This is a genomic window from Segatella sinensis, from assembly GCF_040095255.1.
In the GTDB taxonomy this organism is placed as follows: domain Bacteria; phylum Bacteroidota; class Bacteroidia; order Bacteroidales; family Bacteroidaceae; genus Prevotella; species Prevotella sinensis.
The window spans coordinates 1-21,378 of sequence record NZ_JBBNGE010000014.1 but is presented as its reverse complement, the minus strand read 5'-3'; the positions used below and the strand labels follow the sequence as shown (position 1 = coordinate 21,378).

Annotated in this window: 15 protein-coding genes; 7 read left to right on the top strand and 8 right to left on the bottom strand. The window is 49.6% G+C overall.

Features of this window, described 5'->3' with window-relative positions:
- Nucleotides 1-381: 381 nt before the first annotated feature.
- From AAAT87_RS05795 to AAAT87_RS05775, 5 genes are all read right to left on the bottom strand, one after another.
- Nucleotides 382-609 (bottom strand): hypothetical protein, encoded by a 228-nt coding sequence (locus tag AAAT87_RS05795; protein ID WP_117661268.1) that lies wholly within the window; start codon nucleotides 607-609, stop codon nucleotides 382-384.
- A 150-nt stretch (nucleotides 610-759) separates the two neighbouring features.
- Complete coding sequence (locus AAAT87_RS05790) at nucleotides 760-1,776, bottom strand: branched-chain amino acid aminotransferase (RefSeq protein ID WP_089544661.1); 1,017 nt, start codon at nucleotides 1,774-1,776, stop codon at nucleotides 760-762.
- 463 nt (nucleotides 1,777-2,239) lie between these two features.
- Entirely contained in the window at nucleotides 2,240-2,434 is a 195-nt protein-coding gene (gene xseB, locus AAAT87_RS05785) for an exodeoxyribonuclease VII small subunit (protein ID WP_089544660.1), read from the bottom strand.
- Between the two features lie 741 nt (nucleotides 2,435-3,175).
- The gene (gene xseA, locus AAAT87_RS05780; protein WP_349225892.1) at nucleotides 3,176-4,480 is read right to left on the bottom strand and encodes an exodeoxyribonuclease VII large subunit; all 1,305 of its coding nucleotides are present in this window, start codon (nucleotides 4,478-4,480) and stop codon (nucleotides 3,176-3,178) included.
- Between the two features lie 117 nt (nucleotides 4,481-4,597).
- The gene (locus AAAT87_RS05775; protein WP_427865569.1) at nucleotides 4,598-6,022 is read right to left on the bottom strand and encodes a S8 family peptidase; all 1,425 of its coding nucleotides are present in this window, start codon (nucleotides 6,020-6,022) and stop codon (nucleotides 4,598-4,600) included.
- Between the two features lie 270 nt (nucleotides 6,023-6,292).
- Here AAAT87_RS05775 and AAAT87_RS05770 point away from each other — a divergent pair, with 270 nt between their 5' ends.
- From AAAT87_RS05770 to AAAT87_RS05750, 5 genes are all read left to right on the top strand, one after another.
- The gene (locus tag AAAT87_RS05770; protein ID WP_349225891.1) at nucleotides 6,293-7,666 is read left to right on the top strand and encodes an MATE family efflux transporter; all 1,374 of its coding nucleotides are present in this window, start codon (nucleotides 6,293-6,295) and stop codon (nucleotides 7,664-7,666) included.
- Nucleotides 7,667-7,826: 160 nt separating this feature from the next.
- Nucleotides 7,827-8,450 (top strand): cytidylate kinase-like family protein, encoded by a 624-nt coding sequence (locus tag AAAT87_RS05765; protein WP_022121486.1) that lies wholly within the window; start codon nucleotides 7,827-7,829, stop codon nucleotides 8,448-8,450.
- 68 nt (nucleotides 8,451-8,518) lie between these two features.
- The gene (gene purT / locus AAAT87_RS05760) at nucleotides 8,519-9,700 is read left to right on the top strand and encodes a formate-dependent phosphoribosylglycinamide formyltransferase (protein WP_296974044.1); all 1,182 of its coding nucleotides are present in this window, start codon (nucleotides 8,519-8,521) and stop codon (nucleotides 9,698-9,700) included.
- A gap of 243 nt (nucleotides 9,701-9,943) precedes the next feature.
- Nucleotides 9,944-10,354, top strand: a complete 411-nt coding sequence (locus tag AAAT87_RS05755; RefSeq protein WP_298528871.1) for a sugar 3,4-ketoisomerase — start codon at nucleotides 9,944-9,946, stop codon at nucleotides 10,352-10,354.
- 23 nt (nucleotides 10,355-10,377) lie between these two features.
- Nucleotides 10,378-11,316 (top strand): GNAT family N-acetyltransferase, encoded by a 939-nt coding sequence (locus AAAT87_RS05750; protein ID WP_298528868.1) that lies wholly within the window; start codon nucleotides 10,378-10,380, stop codon nucleotides 11,314-11,316.
- Between the two features lie 49 nt (nucleotides 11,317-11,365).
- Here the strand turns inward: AAAT87_RS05750 and AAAT87_RS05745 are convergent, their stop codons facing one another.
- The 3 genes from AAAT87_RS05745 to AAAT87_RS05735 form a co-directional block, all read right to left on the bottom strand.
- Nucleotides 11,366-11,944 carry a LutC/YkgG family protein gene (locus AAAT87_RS05745; protein ID WP_349225890.1) on the bottom strand — a complete coding sequence of 193 codons (579 nt, stop codon included), beginning with the start codon at nucleotides 11,942-11,944 and terminating at the stop codon, nucleotides 11,366-11,368.
- A gap of 133 nt (nucleotides 11,945-12,077) precedes the next feature.
- Nucleotides 12,078-13,451 carry a lactate utilization protein B gene (locus tag AAAT87_RS05740; protein ID WP_349225889.1) on the bottom strand — a complete coding sequence of 458 codons (1,374 nt, stop codon included), beginning with the start codon at nucleotides 13,449-13,451 and terminating at the stop codon, nucleotides 12,078-12,080.
- Nucleotides 13,448-14,185, bottom strand: coding sequence for a (Fe-S)-binding protein (locus tag AAAT87_RS05735; protein ID WP_295025195.1), 738 nt, complete (start codon nucleotides 14,183-14,185; stop codon nucleotides 13,448-13,450). Before AAAT87_RS05735 ends, AAAT87_RS05740 begins: the two co-directional genes overlap by 4 nt.
- 314 nt (nucleotides 14,186-14,499) lie before the next feature.
- On the opposite strand from AAAT87_RS05735, the gene carB reads away from it, so the two are divergent.
- On the top strand, nucleotides 14,500-17,730 hold the full coding sequence (gene carB, locus AAAT87_RS05730; protein WP_349225923.1) for a carbamoyl-phosphate synthase (glutamine-hydrolyzing) large subunit: 3,231 nt from the start codon (nucleotides 14,500-14,502) through the stop codon (nucleotides 17,728-17,730).
- Nucleotides 17,731-18,870: 1,140 nt separating this feature from the next.
- Nucleotides 18,871-21,048 carry a DNA topoisomerase 3 gene (locus AAAT87_RS05725; protein WP_349225888.1) on the top strand — a complete coding sequence of 726 codons (2,178 nt, stop codon included), beginning with the start codon at nucleotides 18,871-18,873 and terminating at the stop codon, nucleotides 21,046-21,048.
- The last annotated feature ends 330 nt before the right edge of the window (nucleotides 21,049-21,378 follow it).

The following is a 21,378-nucleotide window of genomic DNA, read 5'->3' as shown; positions in this document are numbered from 1 at the left end:
CGAGGGGGACTATCGAAAAATCGACTGTTAACTGTTAACCTGTTAACCTCCACCAGCCGTAAGAGCCGAAGAAGCCTCCCGGCAAAGCAATGCCGAGAGGCTTCTTGTTTATGATATTATTTGAGATACTTCTCTACAAATTCCTCAGGAGTCAAGACTTCGGGTCTCTGCCCCAATACGTTCTTGTAATCTTTGATATTGATAGTCAATAAGACATCACAATCATTCTGCAAGGCACAATGATACTGGAAGCTATCCTCTATGTCGGTAAAGCGCTCATCATTGACAGCTTCTTGAAAACATCACGTACCCATCTGAATTGCTTACGGCACGTGGTATATTCGATAAAAATATTAGTATCTAAAAAGACTTTCATCGCTGTCAAATTTGAAATTTTTCTTTCAGATACTCCTCTATTAATTCCTTATCCGACTTATCAGTCTTCATTATACCGCATAAAGCATCATGAGCATATTGCCTTCTTGCAACCTTTGCCTTAGGCTTAGCTTTAGCCACTAATTTCTTAGCATACTCTGTCAGCTCCTGCTTCAATGTATCCAACTGATAAGACTGAGGTACATCCAATGATATGTTGATAGTTGTCTGCATAATCTTTCCTTTCTTTTAAGAAGTTATATTTTCTGTGGGCAAAGATACGATATTTTTATGAAACTCCAAGGGAAAAAGCATAAAAAAAGCACTCCAAGAAGCGAAAACTCCTCAAAGTGCTCTGAACTTAATATTATCTCTTATTGGTTTTTACTCAATAACTACGGTTGTCCAACCGTGCTTGTCCTCTACAGTACCATACTGAATGCCACGGAGAGTATCATACAGATGCTTAGAGACAGGACCTGGCTTCTCACCGAAGTTGTAGCGCTTGCCTGTATCCAGGTCATCAATGTAGCTGATAGGGCTGATAACGGCAGCAGTACCGCAAGCACCAGCCTCCTCGAATGTATCCAACTCATCCTCAGGAATCTGACGGCGCTCTACCTTCATACCGAGATCCTCAGCCAGCTGCATCAAGCTCTTGTTGGTGATAGATGGGAGGATGGATGTACTCTTAGGAGTAACGTATGTATTGTTCTTGATACCGAAGAAGTTGGCAGCACCACACTCATCCATGTATTTCTTCTCCTTGGCGTCGAGATAGAACTCGCAGGCATAACCCTTCTCGTGAGCGATATTGTTGGCTCTGAGGGAAGCAGCGTAGTTACCACCTACCTTATAGATACCTGTTCCGAGAGGAGCAGAGCGGTCGAAATCACGGATGATGACGTATGGGTTGGTAGAGAATCCACCCTTGAAGTATGGACCCACTGGGGTTACGAAGATGAGGAAGCAATACTCCTTAGAAGGATGCACACCCACCTGAGGACTTGTACCGATGAGCAAAGGACGGATATAGAGCGTAGCACCACTCTCGTAGGTAGGAATCCACTCCTGGTTGAGGCGGACCACCTTCTTCACCATCTCCTCGAACAACTCTGTTGGCACCTCTGGCATCAGGATACCACGGCATGTGCTCTGCAGGCGGGCAGCGTTCTCGTCCATACGGAACACGCGTACCTTGCCGTCTGGACAACGGTAAGCCTTCAGACCCTCGAATGCTTCCTGACCATAGTGCAGACAGGTTGCAGCCATGTGCAATTTCAAATACTCATCAGAGCAAACTTCTATTTCGCCCCATTTGCCGTCGCGATAGTAACAGCGAACATTGTAGTCAGTCTGGCGATAGCCAAATGACAAATTAGACCAATCTAAGTCTTTCATAACATCTTATTTTTTAATGTTCTACTAATATTTTGAATGCAAAAGTACAAAATATTCTATTAATCTGCAACTATTTTGCGATAAATTTAGTAGAAACGTTATTATTTTACGTATTTCTGCCGTTTTGAGGCATTATTTTACCATTTTATGGGTACTTTTTCGTTCTTGCGCCGGTCCTTGAAGCGGATTGCAAATCCGAAATAGGTAACTGGCGGCGGATTGCAAATCCACCGAAACAAGCGGGGGCTTCAATCCTCCGTAGGCGTTCCTGCGGATTTGAAATCCGCAGACAAAAAAGGTTCGACCTATTTCTTTGCGGATTTGAAATCCGCCGAAACTGGCATTATTTTACCATTTTATGGGTACTTTTTCGTTCTTGCGCCGTTACTTGAAGCGGATTGCAAATCCGAAATAGGTAACTGGCGGCGGATTGCAAATCCGCCGAAACTGGTGAGAGGGGAAATCAATCTTCGCTAAGGAGCTTCTTGATTTCCTCATCGGTCTTGGTGAGTTTGTCCTTGCAGAGCTTCACCAAGGTTTTGGCACGTTTCAACTGCTCGGAGAGCTGATCAATATCCAGTTCATCATTCTCCATTCTTTCTACAATCTGCTCAAGCTCTCTTACAGCTTGCTCGTATTTCATTTCTTCTTTTGCCATATTTATATAGTGTTTAATGTGTAGTGTTTAATGTGTACTTTTGAATCAAATATTGCCAGCTTTTATCCACACGCCCTGAAAGGGTAGAAGCTCCTAGCCCAGGGCAGCGCCCTGGGTTTGTATGGTCCAGGCCTGTCGCCCTGAAAGGGCAAAAGCTTTCGATTACTAGGCAATATACAAAGCTTTTGCCCTTACAGGGCGTCTTGTTGAATGCTAGTATACTTTTATCCATACGCCCTGAAAGGGCAGAAGCTCCTAGCCCAGGGCAGCGCCCTGGGTTTGTATAGTCCAGGCCTGTCGCCCTGAAAGGGCAAAAGCTTTCGATTACTAGGCAATATACAAAGCTTTTGCCCTTACAGGGCGTCTTGTTGAATCCTAGTATACCCAGGGCAGCGCCCTGGGTTTGTATGGTCCAGGCCTGTCGCCCTGAAAGGGCAAAAGCTTTCGATTACTAGGCAATATACAAAGCTTTTGCCCTTACAGGGCGTCTTGTTGAACGCTAGTATACCCAGGGCAGCGCCCTGGGTTTTTATGGTCCAGGCCTGTCGCCCTGAAAGGGCAAGAGCTTTCAATTAACAGGCAATATACAAAGCTTTTGCCCTTACAGGGCGTCTTGTTGAACGCTAGTATACCCAGGGCGTTGCCCTGGGCTAGGAGCTTCTGCCCTTTCAGGGCGTGCGGGGAAAACCTATTGCCTCAGGGCGTGCGGGGAAAACCTATTGCCTCAGGGCGTGTGGGGAATTATTTTACTTCCGACTTCACATGACCCTCGGCGAATCTCGTTTCGATGATGTCGCCAGCCTTCAGCTGAGAGGCAGAACGGATGCTCTTGCCATCTTTCAGCGTGATGCTGTAGCCACGCTTCAGCAGCAGATCCGGATCCTGCGCCTGGATGCGCTGCTGGAGAAGCTGCAGTCGATGATTCTCATTGAGCATCTTCCGCTCCAGTACCGGCTGGATATTCTGCGAGAGAATCTCTAAACGGCGCTGGACATTTGCAACCTTCGACTGCAGATTCGTCGTAATACGAGTCATCAGACGGTCGAGATACGCCCCCTGCTTCGTCTTCACCAGCGAGAACTGCACGGGAATGGTACTGCTCAATCTCTCGATCCTCATCTTCTCCACCTGCAACCGGTGCTTCACGTTCTGCACGATAGCCTCCTGCGCATTCATCACCCGGGCATAGACCTCGGCGAGATGATTGATGAGGAAGGCGGCAGCGGCAGTCGGTGTCTTCACCCGCTGGAAGGAAATCATATCCAGTACACTCTCGTCCCTCTCGTGTCCTATACCCGTGATGATAGGCAGCGGGAAGTTAGCCACATTCTCGGCAAGCGCCAGGGTGTCGAAACCGGAAAGGTCGCTGGTAGCACCACCGCCACGGATGATGACAACGCAGTCAAACTCCTCATATTCGGCATTGATGCTGTCCAGGGCAGCGATGATGCTCTGCTCCACTCCCTCGCCCTGCATCGTGGCAGGAAAGAGGCGGGTGGTGAACTGCAAGCCGTAATCATTATCGGCAAGCTGATTGCAGAAATCGCCATATCCGGCTGCCGTGGCACTCGAAATCACGGCGATGCGCTGGCAGAACATCGGGAGCACCAGCTCCTTCTGCAGCTCGAAGACGCCCTCAGCCTTCAGCGTATTGACGATTTCCAACCGCTTGCGAGCCATATCGCCCATCGTATAGTTGGGGTCGATGTCATCTACAATCCAAGAGAAACCATAGTTCTCATGGAACTGGGCGTGCACCTTGAGCAGCACCTTCATGCCGGCATGAATGCGCTGCCCCGTCACTCGCTCGAAATTCGGCTTGATGAGCATCCAGCGGTTTCGCCAGCAGTTGGCATGCGCCTTGGCTATCGGCGTATTGGAGCGTTCATCCTTCTGGATGAGTTCCAGATAGCAGTGCCCGCCGTAACCCTCGCGAGCCTCGGAGAGTTCCGCTTCCACCCAATAGCTGTCGGGTAAGGACATCGAAATGATTTCGCTGACTATCGAGTTTAATTCATATAGAGATAATCTTTTTACTTTGAACATTGAGCTTTGAACTTTATGAATACTATTACTTGGTACTTAGCCTCCATGGAACTTCCCCTATCATATAGCAGCAAAACTAATCATAAAGTTCAAAGTTCCAAGTTCAAAGTTCCAAGTTTACTTAATCGCTTTCCCCGTCTGATAAGCTTTCCAGAAATCAGGCACTCCGTATCCGAAGACATTGTCGGGATGCTGCTGGTTATCGCCAGCCAGTTTTACGAGCTTGATGATCTGCTTGGCAGTCTTGCCAGGCAGCGCCTGCCAGAGGCAAGCCACCATACCCGCTACAAGCGGAGAGGAAAACGAAGTTCCATTATCATTGATGATGCTGCCCCTGCCCGTAATCACGCAGGTAGGACTTCCGAAGGCCATCACATCAGGCTTGATTCTGCCATCCGCCGTAGGTCCTACGGCACTGAAGGCAGCATTCATGCCATGTTCGTTGATGCTTCCCACCGTGAGGATATCCTTGGCATCGGCAGGGAAATTGATTTTCTTCCAGGAACCCATACCGTCGTTTCCGGCAGAGTTCACGCATACGATTCCCTTGTCGGCACACATCGATGCGGTTCGGGAGATGAGGGCGGTGTTGCCATCCTGCTCATAATAGTGATGATCCATCGAAGAATCATCGAAGCCATGATAGCCGAGCGAAGAATTGATGACATCCACGCCACAGCTGTCAGCATATTCCGCAGCACTTGCCCAGTAATCCTCCTCGGCAAGGCTCTCGGTGCGTTCATCCTCGCATCTTATCAGCAGATATTGCGCATCAGGAGCCACACCCACATAGAAATCGGGCGCATGGGCAGCCATCGTAGAGAGCACCATCGTGCCATGTTCCATCTCTCCGAAGACATTCTTGGATTCAGGAACCACGAAATCCTTCACACCCGCCAGCTTGATTTTGTGCAGGGCAGGAATCTTATCCACATTCATGAATCCGCCATCGAATACGGCTATCATCATTCCCTTGCCGCAATAGCCACTTTCGTGGAGCCTTTTGCCGTTCAGCGACTTCAGCTGAGCATCAGCTGCACCATAGAATCCATCGCCCTGACTCCACTCGTTCAGTCCATTGCGTACATTCGAGCGCATACTCTGACTTACGGAATCGGGAGCCTGGAACACCTTCTTCCTCTTGGTGATGAATTCCAGGCCATCCAACTTGCGAAGCTCCTTGTCCTTGTGGATGCGGATGAGCAGCGTATTGTTCCACTTGCTCTTCCCCACAATCTCGATGCCAGCCTCAGTCACCTGCTTTTCGTAAGCCGGAGCCACAGGAAGGTCGGTCAGATCTACAGGAATGCCCTGGCGCTTACGTCGGTCGATGGAGCGCTGGGAGAGGAACTCCGAAGGGCGGTTCACCGAAAAGGGCGTATGGTCGAGGTCTTTATCCTTGAGGTAAAGACGATACATCTGGCATTTTCCACCAGGGAAAGACACCATATCGGTCTCCAGAATGCCAGTTACCTTGTCATCGTGAGCCAACAATGTCAAGGTGGACAGAATAAATGCACAAAGCATCAAATATCTTTTCATCATTTATCGGTAGTACGATTGTTATATTGTTACATTCTCGTCTGACTGCTGTTGCCCAATCAGATTGTTATTGTTTATACTAAGCTGCAAAAGTACAGTTTTTGTATGAGAATGCCAAAAGAAAAGGGAAGTTTTTATCAGGAAATGCAAGTTTTTCTTATATATATAATAAGGTATCAGATATTTTTTGTACTTTTGCAGACAAGTAGCCGCCGCAGTTGCTTTCTGAAAGGAGCTGTGCGATGGTCTATGAGGAAAAAACAGATATAAATGGAAAATAAACAAGCGACATTAGAATTAGGTACGAAGCCGGTGGGCAAGCTGCTCGTTCAGTACGCCCTGCCAGCGATGATTGCGATGACCGCCGCCTCACTCTACAATATTGTTGACCGTGTATTCATCGGTCAAGGTGTGGGAGCCATGGCCATCTCAGGTCTCGCCATCACCTTCCCCTTCATGAACCTCACCGCCGCTTTCGGAGCCGGTGTGGGCGTAGGAGCATCTACGGCCATCAGCGTGAAGCTGGGACAAAAGGATTATGCCACGGCGCAGAACATTCTGGGTAACACGATTTCTCTGAATCTCATCATCGGTATCGGACTGAGCATCATCTGTCTGCTCTTCCTCGACCCTATCCTGAGATTCTTCGGAGCCAGCGACCAGACGCTCGTCTATGCCCATGAGTATATGGTCATCATCCTGCTGGGCAATGTGGTGAGCCACATGTATTTCGGCATGAACGCCCTGCTCCGAGCAGCGAGCAAACCCAAGCAGGCGATGTACGCCACCATCTTCACGGTGGTGATGAACGTGATACAGGATGCGCTCTTCATCCTCGTCTTCAAATGGGGAATACAGGGTGCCGCCATCGCCACCATCCTATCGCAGCTGATGGCGCTGATGTGGCAGTTCAAGCTCTTCAGCAACAAGAACGAGCTGCTCCACTTCAAGAAAGGCATCTACAAACTGAAGAGAAAGCTCGTAGATAACATCCTCGCCATCGGCATTTCGCCTTTTCTGATGAACGTGTGCGCCTGCATCATCGTCATCTTCATCAACAACCAGCTGGTGCGTTTCGGAGGCGACCTCTCCGTGGGTGCCTACGGAATAGCCAATGGTATTGCAATGGTGTTCGTGATGTTCGTGTTCGGCGTAAACCAGGGAATGCAGCCTATTGCCGGATACAACTATGGTGCCCAGAAACTGGATAGACTGATGCGCGTGCTGAACCTGAGCATCATCGCCGCCACCGCCATCATGGTGACGGGCTGGCTGATAGCGATGTTCCTGCCTTACTACTGCGCGAGAATGTTTACTACCGATAAGCAGCTGATAGACTTGGGCATCAAGGCAATCAGAGTGGTGATGTTCTGCTTCCCAATCATCGGATTCCAGATGGTCATCACCAACTTCTTCCAGTGCATCGGAAAGGTGAAGATCAGCATCTTCCTCTCCTTGTCGAGACAGTTGCTCATCCTTCTGCCGCTCCTGGCTTTCCTGCCGATGATATGGGATATTGATGGCGTATGGTACAGTATGCCTATCTCCGACTTCTCAGCCGCAGTCATCGCTGCCATCGTCATGTCATGGTATATGAACAAGTTGAAAAGACAACATAAAGAAAACATGAAAGTTAATGATTAGTGATTAACAGCTTTACTAATCATAAAGTTCAAAGTTCAAATCTCAAAGTTCAAAGGCTTATCATAAAGTTCAAAGTTCAAAATTCAAAGTTCAAAGGCTTATCATAAAGTTCAAAGGCTTATCATAAAGTTCAAAGTTCAAAATTCAAAGTTCAAAGTAAATGAATAAGATTATCATAAACGTGGGTCGCCAGATAGGAAGCGGCGGCCATATCATCGCCGAGAAGCTGGCGGAGGATTTCGGTTGCAAGTGCTACGACCGGGAACTGCTGAACCTTGCCGCCAAGGAGAGCGGTTTTTCAGAGAAATTCTTCGAGCAGAACGATGAGCAGAAGGGATTCTTCAAGTCTCTCTTCCATACCCATCTGCCTTTCCTGAGCGACAACAACTTCTATCACAACGACTTCTCGCAGGAAGGCTTGTACAAGTTCCAGAGCGACGCCATCAGAAAGGCTGCCGATGAGGGCAACTGCGTGTTTGTGGGCAGAACCGCCGACTATGTGCTGCGCGACTACAAGAATGTAATCAACATCTTCATCACCGCCAACATCGACGACCGCATCAAGGCGGTGTGCAAGCGAAAGGACATCGACAGAGCCTCCGCCCGCAAGTTCATCGAAAGCCATGAGGAGCAGCGCGCCTCTTACTACGATTACTATACAGGCAAGAAGTGGGGACACAGCGAGAGCTACGACCTCTGCATCAACAGCAGCCATCTGGGAATCGAGGAGACAGAGAAGTTTATCGCAGAATTTATCAGAAAGAAATTCGGACTTAGTGATTAATTATTAGAGATTAATTATTAGGGATTAGTAATTAATTTTAGGGATATAAAATATTAAACATCATATAAATGAAGAAGATTATGCTTTTGGGCTCAGGCGAACTGGGCAAGGAGTTTACCATCGCCGCAAAGCGAGCAGGACAGTATGTCATCGCTTGCGACAAGTATGACAATGCACCAGCCATGCAGGTAGCCGACGAGCGAGAAGTGTTCTCAATGCTCGATGGCGACGCATTGACCGCTGTGGTTGAGAAGCATCACCCAGACATCATCGTGCCTGAGATTGAAGCTATCCGCACCGAGCGCCTCTTCGACTTCGAGAAGGAGGGCATTCAGATTGTACCTTCGGCACGTGCCGTGAACTACACCATGAACCGCCGTGCCATCCGCGACCTGGCTGCCAAGGAACTGGGTCTGCGCACAGCCAAGTATTTCTATGCAAAGACTTTCGAGGAATTCAAGAACGCTGCCGATGAGATTGGTTTCCCATGCGTAGTAAAGCCACTGATGAGTTCCAGCGGTCATGGACAGAGCTATGTTCACAACGACGATGAGCTGGTGGAGGCTTACAAGGAAGCGATGGAGGAAGGCCGTGGCGACGTGAAGGAAGTGATCATCGAGGAATTCATCGACTTCGATTCAGAATTCACCCTCCTCACCGTAACCCAGAAGGATGGCCCTACCCTCTTCTGCCCACCTATCGGACACGTACAGAAGGGCGGCGACTACCGTGAGAGCTGGCAGCCATTCCAGCTTCCAGAGGAGGCTTTGAAGAAGGCTGAACATATTGCCGGCGAAGTAACCAAGGCGCTGACCGGTGCTGGTCTCTGGGGCGTAGAGTTCTTCCTGAGCAAGCAGGGTGAGGTCATCTTCTCAGAGTTGAGTCCTCGTCCACACGATACAGGTATGGTTACCCTCGGTCACACCACCAACCTGAGCGAGTTTGAGCTCCACTACCGTGCCGTGATGGGCTTGCCTATCGCCGGAATCCATCTGGAGCACATCGGCTGTTCTGCCGTCATCCTCTCTCCTGAGGAAAGCACAGAGCCATTGAACTACAACATGCTCGATGCGCTGAAGGAAGACCACACCCGCATCCGCATCTTCGGAAAGCCAGAGGCTCACGTAGGTCGCCGTATGGGTGTCGTTCTCTGCTACGGCGAGAAGGGCGATGACCTGAATGCGCTCCGCGACAAGGCAAAGCGCCTGGCAAAGACCGTCCTGGGCACCGACCCATATATGAAGAAATAGAGCAGCACGCCCTGAAAGGGCAGAAGCTCTTAGCCCAGGGCAACACCCTGGGCATTCATGGACGCAAGCCTGTCGCCCTGAAAGGGCAAAAGCTCTTAGCCCAGGGCAACACCCTGGGCATTCATGGACGCAAGCCTGTCGCCCTGAAAGGGCAGAAGCTCTTAGCCCAGGGCAACACCCTGGGCATTCATGGACGCAAGCCTGTCGCCCTGAAAGGGCAAAAGCTTTCAAACAACAAGAGACATGAAAGATATAGGTAAAATCATCTCCTTCGGCAATGCGCATCCCTCAGCATCTTTCCCCGTCCAGGCGGAAAGCAACACCGATGTGCCCTTTCACATCAGGCGCACCTACTGGACTTACGATATTCCGGCAGGTGCTGCCCGCGGAGGGCACGCCCACAGGGAATGCCTGGAAGTAATCATCGCAGCCAGCGGTTCCTTCACGGTTACGCTGGATGATGGAAACCGGAAGCAATCCTATCTTCTCAACCGCCCCGACCAGGGACTACTCGTCAACACAGGCATCTGGCGAACGCTGGAAAACTTCTCAGCCGGTTCAGTCTGTCTGGTCCTGGCTTCGGAATTGTACGAAGAAGCTGATTATATCTATGATTACGACGAGTTTCTCAAATACGCAAGGCATCATGCTTGAAACTATCCGATACGCAAGACATCATGTTTGAAATCATCAAATACACTCCCGAATATCGCCAGCAATGGGATGCGTATGTGGCAAAAGCCCGAAACGCTACGTTTCTCTTTTACCGCAACTATATGGATTACCATTCCGATAGGTTCAAGGACTATTCTCTCCTGTTCTTCAAGAAGGGAAAGCTCCATTCCATCCTGCCAGCCCATCAGGTAGGCAAGACCCTCTGCTCGCATTTCGGACTCACCTATGGCGGACTGATCATGAACATTCACGTCACGATTTCAGATGTCTGCCAACTCTTTGAGGAACTGAATGTCTATCTGCGTCTTCAGGGTTTCGAGAAGGTACAGTATCGTCCTATTCCCTGGATCTATCATCTCCATCCTTCAGAAGAAGATCTCTATGCCATCTTCTGGAAATGCAAGGCTCATCTTTCGCTCCGCAATATCGGCACTACCATCTTCATGCAGCAGAATTTGCGCTGGCGAAAAGACCACCTGCGCCGTCTGAAGAAGGCTCATCAGAATGGAGTGACCGTAGTGAGAGATGCAAGCCTGTCGGAATTCTGGGAGGTATTGAATGAGAACCTGGAAAAGCGATTTGGTGCCAAACCGGTACACACGCTTCAGGAAATGGAACTTCTGAAAAGTCGATTCCCCGAGAATATCATCCAATACAATGCTTATCGCAACGGGCATATTATAGGAGGACTCACCTTTTATATTACCCAGCAAGTGGTACATGGACAATACAGTTCTACCAACGATGAGGGAAAGGAATTCGGAGCCATGGAGGCTATCTACGAACAGATTATGTATCATGATTACCCCGATTATCCCTATCTGGACTTCGGCAGTTCTACGGAACAGCAGGGAGCCTGGATCAACGAGGGCCTCATCGCCCACAAGGAAGGTTACGGAGGAAGAGGCGTGGTTTACGACACCTATGAATGGACAGTATAAAGAGAAATCCCGAAGTTCACACGATAGTGAGCTTCGGGATTTCTGCCTTTTACAAAAGTACAACTGTCACACCACGGGCAGCTTGCGCACCCATTACCAGAGCCTGCTCGATATCTGCAGTCTTGGAAGGACCGCTGATGAAAATACCGAAATTATACTTCGGATCCATCTCGATGCGGGCATAAGCCTCGTGCATATTGTTAACAACCTTATCTTTCTGAAGGAAAATCACGAGATATTCGGAGATGAAAAGCACCGCCTTCTCCTTCATGGTCTGAGGAATCCAGACGCAGCCGTTCTCGGCAACACCCACTTCTCCACGTACAATACCCACATCGGTACCATTCAGGTCGTTGGCTTCAGCCACGGTATCAGGATTCTTCTGCGCGATGGTAATCTCAGGCAGGTTGGAAGCAAAGACCTTCGCCTCCGGATAAGCCTTCTTCACCAGATCATCCAGGCTCTCGCCCGCCTCAGCCTCTATCACGTGTCCACCCACAGACTCAGTCATCTCAATAAACTGCTTCAAGGTATCCTCATACTGGATTCCCTTGACATCTACGGCAGGCATATCGAATTGAACGTGCGTATTCTTACGCAACTTGTTCAGGAAATCTTCTTTATTCATTGAACTTTGAACTTTGAACTTTGAACTTTGAACTTTGAACTTTGAACTTTGAACTTTGAACTTTGAACTTTGAACTTTATGATCAGTAAAGCCGTTGAATTCTTCACTCTTCGTTCTTCACTCTTCACTTAAATCACTTCACCTTTCCTTCTTTCCAAAGCTGATGGAAGCTCTTCTTCGCAAACTCAGGCTTGGCGTGACCGATACCCCACGCATTCCAGTTGCTGAAGTGCGTGAAGCACTCAGGAATCAGATTGGCGAGTGGCGCAAACTTCAAGGCTGTGGTATAGAGCGCAGGACGATCGAAGAGATATTTCATGCCATTCGACATCGCCTTCTTCACAGGATTAGCCTTGCCCAATCTCTCCAGATTCTGGCGCCAAGCGTAAATCTGCGAACCAGGACCTACCTTGGAAGGGCAGACATTGTCGCAAGACAAGCACAAGGTACATGCCGAAACATTGTCGCTGTACTTCTGAGGATTCTTCAGCATTCCCAGGTTCACACCGATAGGACCCGGAATGAAATAGGTGTAGCTGTATCCGCCCGAACGGCGATAAACCGGACAGGTGTTCATGCAGGCTCCGCAGCGCATGCACTTCAAGGTCTGCCAGTGGTCCTTGTCGGCGAGAATATCGCTTCTGCCATTATCCACCAGAACCACATGCATCTCGGCACCCGGACGAGCCTGGCGGAAATGAGAGGTAAAGGCGGTGGTAGGCTGACCGGTTCCGCAGCGGCAGAGCAGGCGCTGGAATACAGCCAGTGACTTATAGTCAGGAACCAGCTTCTCGATACCCATCGCCACGATATGGAGCTTAGGCATGGAAGTAGTCATATCGGCATTACCCTCGTTGGTGCAGACCACGCAATCGCCGGTGGCAGCCACACCGAAGTTGCAGCCGGTCATACCTGCTCCAGCTTCCATAAACTGGTCGCGGAGATGATGGCGGGCACAGCGGGTCAGGTAAGTAGGATCGTAGTTTCCGATTTCCTTGGAGATTCCCTTCTCCTCGAACATCTTTCCCACTTCCTCACGCTTCAGGTGGATGGCTGGCATCACGATGTGACTTGGCTTCTGCCTCAGGAGCTGGATGATGCGCTCACCCAGGTCGGTCTCCACCACGTCAATACCGTGCTTCTCCAGATAAGGATTCATCTCGCACTCTTCGGTGAGCATCGACTTCGACTTCACCATCTTCTTCACGTTGTGATCCTTCAGGATACCGAGCACAATCTCGTTGAACTCCTGTGCATCCTTTGCCCAGTGCACCTTTACCCCACGGCTCTCCAGGTTCTTGGAAAACATATCGAGGTAATCGGCAAGATGGGTAATGGTATGCATCTTGATTTCAGACGCATGCTCGCGCAAGTCTTCCCACTCAGGAAGTTCCTGCGCCATCTTATCTCTCTTCTGACGAACAGACCAGAAGGTAGCGTCATGCCAGGTGGTCTTCTCTACGTTCTGCGTAAACTTCGCAGCTCTCTTGGAATGTTCTGTACTCATAATCCTGCAGCTAAAATTTGAACAACATGGATAAACTTGATCGGCATATTCTCCTTCTTGGCAATACCCGCCATGTGCATCAGACAGGAAGAATCCGGTCCGGTGACATATTCGGCACCCGTAGCCATGTGGCGCTTGATCTTATCCTCTCCCATTCGGGTAGAAACGGCAGGCTCCTCGATAGAGAACATACCGCCGAATCCGCAGCACTCATCCTTGCGTTCCGGCTCGTGGATGGTAATGCCTTCCACCATATTCAACAGGTCGATAATCTTGTTGAATGGTTTGATGTGTCGCTCAGATGGAGACGACAAGCCCAGTTCTCGCACACCATGGCAACTGTTGTGCACACTCACCGCGTGCGGGAATTTGCCCGGCACATGATCCACCTTTAGTACATCGTGTAGGAACTCCACAACATCCATGATCTTCTTGGATGAAATACACTCGTGCTTACCCTCCAGAATCTTAGGGTAATACACCTTAACATAAGCGGCACATGAAGCTGAAGGAGCTACGATGTAATCGTAATCCTTGAACAGCTCATCAAATGTCTCTATGACCTTCTCCGACTTGTCCTGAAAACCCGCGTTAGCCATCGGCTGACCACAGCAAGTCTGCTTTTCGGGATAATCGACATCCAGTCCGTAGTGCTTTAGTAACTTGTATGTAGCCACACCCGCTTCAGGGTATAAAGCATCCACATAACAAGGGACGAATAATCCGACTTTCATTGTTTTATAATACTCTTGTTATCTATTGTTTTATTATTATCGAAACATTCTGCTACATTTTCTGTAGGCGCTGCAAAAGTAACAAAAAAATAGCAAAAATGAGACAATCCCGAAAGGATTTTTAAATAATTGATGTTATTTAACTGTAAAGAATAGCAGAAAATTTGGATGATTCAGATATTTAACGTATCTTTGCTGCCCGAAATAGTGTATCTTCCTTAGTAATCTGACTAAGAAACTAAATAGATACTAAACAAGACATTTTCAGAAGAGACTTTTTATTATTAAGAATAAACTTATAGTTAAATAACATGATGAAGAAACAGCTTAAGAAAGTCCTCGTTCTGGGTTCCGGTGCTTTGAAGATCGGCCAGGCAGGTGAGTTTGACTATTCCGGTTCGCAGGCTCTCAAGGCGCTGCGCGAGGAGGGTATCAGTTCCGTCCTCATCAATCCTAATGTTGCTACAATTCAGACGAGTGAAGGTATTGCTGACAGGGTTTATTTCTTGCCGGTGACACCTTTTTTTGTAACTGAAATTATCAAGAAGGAGCGCCCTGACGGCATTATGCTCGCTTGGGGTGGTCAGACTGGTTTGAACGTGGGTACAGAGCTTTACCTCAGCGGCGTGCTCAAGGAGTATGGTGTGGATGTGTTGGGTACCTCGGTAGAGGCTATCATGAACACTGAAGACCGCGACCTCTTCGTGAAGGAGCTCAACAAGGTTGACCTCAAGGTTCCCGTAAGCCACGCTTGCGAGAACATGGAGGAGGCTGTGGCTGCAGCACGCAACATCGGCTACCCTATCATGATCCGTTCTGCCTATGCGCTGGGTGGTCTCGGTTCTGGTGTCTGCAAGACCGAAGAGGAGTTCAAGGAGATTGCTGAATCTGCCTTCACTTTCGCACCTCAGGTGCTCGTTGAGGAGAGCCTGAAGGGATGGAAGGAGATTGAGTTTGAGTGCATCCGCGATGCGAACGACCGCTGCTTCACCGTTGCCTCTATGGAAAACTTCGACCCACTGGGTATCCACACCGGTGAATCTATCGTGGTGGCTCCAACCTGTTCTCTCACCGACGAGCAGGTGAAGATGTTGCAGGACATCGCCGTGAAGTGCGTGCGTCACCTCAACATCGTGGGTGAATGCAACATCCAGTATGCTTTCAATGCTGAGACCAACGACTACCGTATCATCGAGATCAACGCTCGCTTGAGCCGTTCTTCTGCCCTCGCTTCTAAGGCTACAGGTTATCCTTTGGCTTTCGTTGCAGCTAAGATTGCCCTCGGTTACACTCTCGACCAGATTGGCGAGATGGGTACTCCTAACTCAGCTTATGTAGCTCCATCACTCGACTATATGATCTGTAAGATTCCTCGTTGGGACCTTACCAAGTTTGCCGGTGTAAGCCGCAAGATTGGTTCTTCCATGAAGTCTGTAGGCGAAATCATGTCTATCGGCCGTTCATTCGAAGAAATGCTCCAGAAGGGTCTCCGTATGATTGGTCAGGGAATGCACGGTTTCGTTGGCAACGACCACACCAAGTTCGACAATTTGGATGAGGAGCTTTCCAACCCTACCGACCTCCGTATCTTCGCCATCGCCCAGGCTTTGGAGGAAGGTTACACCATCGAGCGCATCGAGGAGCTGACCAAGATTGCCCCTTGGTTCATCGAGCGCATGAAGAATATCGTAGATTACAAGCACAAGCTTTCTGAATATAATACTCTGGAGGAGATTCCTGCCGAGGTATTGCGCGAGGCTAAGGTATTGGGCTTCTCTGACTTCCAGATTGGCCGCTTCGTATTGAAGACCAAGGATACCAATATGGAGAAGGAGGTGCTCGCAGTTCGTGCTCTGCGTAAGAAGCTGAACATTCTGCCTGCCGTAAAGCGCATCCCTACCGTGGCTAGCGAGCATCCTGACCTCACCAACTATCTCTACATGACTTACGCTGTAGAGGGTTACGACATCAACTACTACAAGAACGAGAAGTCTGTCATCGTTCTCGGTTCGGGTGCTTACCGCATCGGTTCTTCTGTAGAGTTCGACTGGTGTTCAGTAAACGCTATCAACACAGCACGCAAGTTGGGTTACAAGTCAATCATGATCAACTACAACCCGGAGACCGTATCTACCGACTACGATATGTGCGACCGTCTCTACTTCGATGAGCTTTCATTCGAGCGTGTACTCGATATCATCGACCTGGAGTCACCACGTGGTGTGATTGTTTCCGTAGGTGGTCAGATTCCAAACAACCTGGCTATGAAGCTCCATCGCCAGTCTGTGCCAATCCTGGGTACATCTCCTGTCAACATCGACCGTGCCGAGAACCGCGGTAAGTTCTCTGCCATGCTCGATAAACTCGGCATCGACCAGCCTAAGTGGAGCGCCCTCACCTCTATGGAGGATGTTCAGAAGTTCATCGACGAGGTAGGCTATCCTGTGCTCGTTCGTCCATCTTACGTTCTTTCCGGTGCAGCCATGAACGTTTGCCACAATGATGATGAGTTGCGTCGCTTCCTGGAGGCAGCTTCTGAGGTTTCTAAGGAGTACCCAGTGGTTATCTCCCAGTTTATGACAGAGACCAACGAGATTGAGTTCGACGGTGTGGCTCAGAACGGTGAGATTGTAGAGTATGGTATTTCAGAGCACGTAGAGTATGCAGGTGTTCACTCTGGTGACGCTACCATGACCTTCCCTGCTCAGCAGATTTCCTTCGCTACAGCCCGCCAGATCAAGAAGATTTCACGTGCCATTGCCAAGGAGCTCAACATCTCTGGTCCTTTCAATATCCAGTACCTGGCTAAGGGTCGCGATGTGAAGGTGATCGAGTGTAACCTCCGTGCATCCCGTTCATTCCCATTCGTGAGCAAGGTATTGAAGCGTAACTTCATCGAGACAGCTACCCGCATCATGCTTGATGCTCCATATCAGAAACCGGATAAGTCTGCCTTCGATATCGACCGCATGGGTGTGAAGGCTTCACAGTTCTCATTTGCCCGTTTGCAGAACGCCGACCCTGTTTTGGGTGTGGATATGAGTTCTACCGGTGAGGTAGGTTGTATGGGTGATACTTTCGAGGAGGCATTGCTCAACTCATTGATTGCCACTGGCTACAAGATTCCTTCAAAGGACAAGGGCATCATGCTTTCAAGCGGTGGTGCCAAGGAGAAGGCTTCTCTGCTCGACGCAGCACAGGCTTTGGTAAAGAACGGTTACACCATCTACGCTACAGCCGGTACAGCGAAGTTCCTCAACGAGAACAACGTAAAGGCTACAGCCGTAGGATGGCCTGATGAGGAGCACAAGGATCTTCCTAACGTGATGCAGATGATTGCCGACCACAAGTTCGACCTCATCGTCAACATCCCAAAGAATCACACCAAGCGTGAGTTGACCAATGGTTACAGAATCCGTCGTGGTGCCATCGACCACAACATTCCTCTGTTCACCAATGCCCGCCTTGCTTCAGCCTTCATCGAGGCATTCTGCACAATGAGCCAGGATCAGCTTCAGATTAAGAGCTGGCAGGAGTACGAGTAATCGCACGCAGATTGCGCAGATTACGCAGATTTATACGAATACGCCCTGAAAGGGCAGAAGCTCCTAGCCCAGGGCAACACCCTGGGTTAGATAACATTACGCAGATTTATACGAATACGCCCTGAAAGGGCAGAAGCTCCTAGCCCAGGGCAACACCCTGGGTTAGATAACAATCAGCAAAGTCGCCCTGTAAGGGCAAAAGCTTTATATATTGCTAGGTATTTTAAAGCTTTTGCCCTTACAGGGCGTCTTGTTTGCGCCATAAGGTTACCCAGGGCGCTGCCCTGGGCTAGGAGCTTCTGCCCTTTCAGGGCGTGCTGCCAAAAACTTACTTCTGTCCTTTCAGGGCGTGCTGCCAAAAACTTGCTTCTGTCCTTTCCCTTCAACAGTTAGATAACAATCAGCAAGGTCGCCCTGAAAGGGCAAAAGCTCCTAGCCCAGGGCAGCGCCCTGGGTTAGATAACAATCAGCAAAGTCGCCCTGTAAGGGCAAAAGCTTTATATATTTGGCGTCCCGCCGGATTTGAAATCCGGCGTTAAAAAATGTCCTAACCTTTTTAGGCTCTGCGGATTTGAAATCCGCAGCAAAGGAGTATGCTTCTCCTTTTGTTGGGGGATTACAAATCCCCCGGGTTTAATTGGTCGAACATTTTTTGACGGCGGATTGCAAATCCGCCGGGACGCCATAATCTCACGCAAGGATTTACCCAAACGCCCTGAAAGGGCAGAAGCTCCTAGCCCAGGGCAACACCCTGGGTTAGATAACATTACGCAGATTTATACGAATACGCCCTGAAAGGGCAGAATTTCCTAGCCCAGGGCAATCGTCCTGGGTTAGATAACATTACGCAGATTTATACGAATACGCCCTGAAAGGGCAGAAGCTCCTAGCCCAGGGCAGCGCCCTGGGTTAGATAACAATCAGCAAGGTCGCCCTGAAAGGGCAGAAGCTCCTAGCCCAGGGCAACACCCTGGGTTAGATAACAATCAGCAAAGTCGCCCTGTAAGGGCAAAAGCTTTGAAAACAAAAAGCTTTTGCTCTTACAGGGCTTTTTTATTCTCTACCATGAGAAAAAGAAGCCGAAATGATGGCTATCTCATTATTTTGTTGTACCTTTGCAAACAGAAATAAGAATAAAGAATGATAGTTTGTATAGCAGAGAAACCTAGCGTGGCTAAGGATATCGCCCGAATCATCGGAGCTACCACGGCACGCGACGGTTATATGGAAGGTAATGGATACCAAGTAACATGGACCTTCGGCCACCTTTGTGAGCTGAAGGAACCGGATGATTATACTCCGATGTGGAAACATTGGAGCCTTTCGGCGTTGCCGATGATTCCACAGCGATTCGGCATCAAGCTCATCAACGATGAAGGCATCAAGAAGCAGTTTGCCACCATCGAGAAACTGATGCAAGCTGCCGACAGCATCATCAACTGCGGTGACGCCGGACAGGAAGGAGAGCTTATCCAGAGATGGGTGATGCAGAAGGCGCAGGCAAAATGCCCCGTCAAGAGACTGTGGATTTCATCCATGACCGATGAAGCCATCAAGCAGGGATTTCAGGAACTGAAAGACCAGGGGGAATATCAGTCGCTCTATCTTGCCGGACTTTCCCGTGCCATCGGTGACTGGATTCTCGGCATGAATGCCACCCGACTTTATACATTGAAATATGGTCAGAATCGACAGGTGCTCAGCATCGGCCGGGTGCAGACCCCTACCCTAGCCCTTATCGTAAACCGCCAGAAGGAAATCGACAACTTCGTTTCCGAGCCTTACTGGGTACTCGCCACCATCTATCGCGACACCCAGTTTACGGCTACCAGCGGCAAGTTTACCAGCAAGGAGGAAGGCGAGAAGGCTTTCAGCACCATCGCCGGCAAACCCTTCACCGTTACCGATGTAAGCAAGAAGAAGGGAAACGAGGCACCCCCTCATCTCTACGACCTCACCTCGCTGCAGGTGGATTGCAACAAGAAGTTTGCCTACTCCGCCGATATTACGCTGAAGCTCATCCAGAGTCTCTACGAGAAGAAATATACCACTTATCCTCGTGTAGATACCCAGTTTCTCACAGACGATATCTATCCGAAATGTCCGCAGATTCTGAATGGTGTGAGCCAGGCAAAGATAGCTAGTCAGCAGAAATATCTGCCGCTCATCCAGCAACTCGCAGCCACCGGCAAGAAGTTGCCGAAGAGCAAGAAGGTATTCGATAACAGCAAGGTGACCGACCACCACGCCATCATCCCAACCGGTGTTCCGCCAACCGGACTCACCGATATGGAGGCAAACGTGTATGATCTCATCGCCAAGCGCTTTATCAGCGTGTTCTATCCGGATTGTAAATTCTCTACCACCACCGTATTGGGCGAGGTCATCAACGAAGACGGACCCAAACCGGAAAAGATAGAGTTCAAGGTGAGCGGCAAGGAAATTCTGGAACCGGGCTGGCGAGTAGTCTATGCCAAGGATGCGAAGAATGCCGATGACGACGATGCAGATAATGCCAACGGAAACGATGAAAAAAACCTCCCATCTTTCGTGAAAGGCGAATCGGGAGACCATCAGCCTACCCTGACGGAAAAATGGACCACTCCACCGAAGTATTACACCGAGGCAACCCTGCTCCGTGCGATGGAGACAGCGGGTAAATTCGTGGAAGACGAGGAACTTCGTGCAGCCTTGAAGGAGAACGGCATCGGTCGTCCATCATCCCGTGCCGGCATCATCGAAACCCTCTTCAAGCGCCACTACATCCGCCGCCAGCGCAAGAACCTGATGGCAACCCCTACAGGTATCGAGCTCATCGACACTATCCACGAGGAACTCCTGAAGAGCTGTGAGCTGACGGGTATCTGGGAAAAGAAGCTCCGAGACATCGAGCACAAGACCTACGACCCTGCCGAATTCATCAATGGTTTGAAAGAGCAGATCAACCAGATAGTCATCGATGTTCTATCGGATAACAGCAGCCGAAGAGTGACCATCATGACGGAGGAAGATCTCAAGAAAAAACCGGAAAAGAAGAAAACGGCAGCAAAGAAGGCAGAAGCCAAGAAGATGCCAGCCAAGAAAAAGGATGAAGCTACTGCACAAAATGTAGATGCACAAAATGTAGATGCACAAAATGCAGATACGCAGAATGCAGCAGCACAGCCGGTTTCTGCTCCTCAGACTCCAGCCGACCCAATGGTAGGCAAGCCATGCCCGCTCTGCGGCAAGGGCGTCATCATCAAGGGCAAGACCGCCTATGGTTGCAGCAACTGGAAATCAGGCTGCCAATATCGCCAGCCATTCTCACAGATGTAATAAGATATAACTCAAGTTTCGCATATAAGCTCCACACGCCCTGCTCCACACGCCCTGCTCCACACGCCCTGTAAGGGCAAAAGCTCCTAGCCCAGGGCAGCACCCTGGGTAATCATGGACGCAAGCCTGTCGCCCTGAAAGGGCAAAAGCTTCAAAGAACGAGGCAATTTATAAGGCTTTTGCCCTTACAGGGCGCCTTGCTGACTGCTACTATACCCAGGGCGTTGCCCTGGGCTAAGAGCTTCTGCCCTTTCAGGGCGTTGCCCTGGGCTAAGAGCTTCTGCCCTTTCAGGGCGTTGCCCTGGGCTAAGAGCTTCTGCCCTTTCAGGG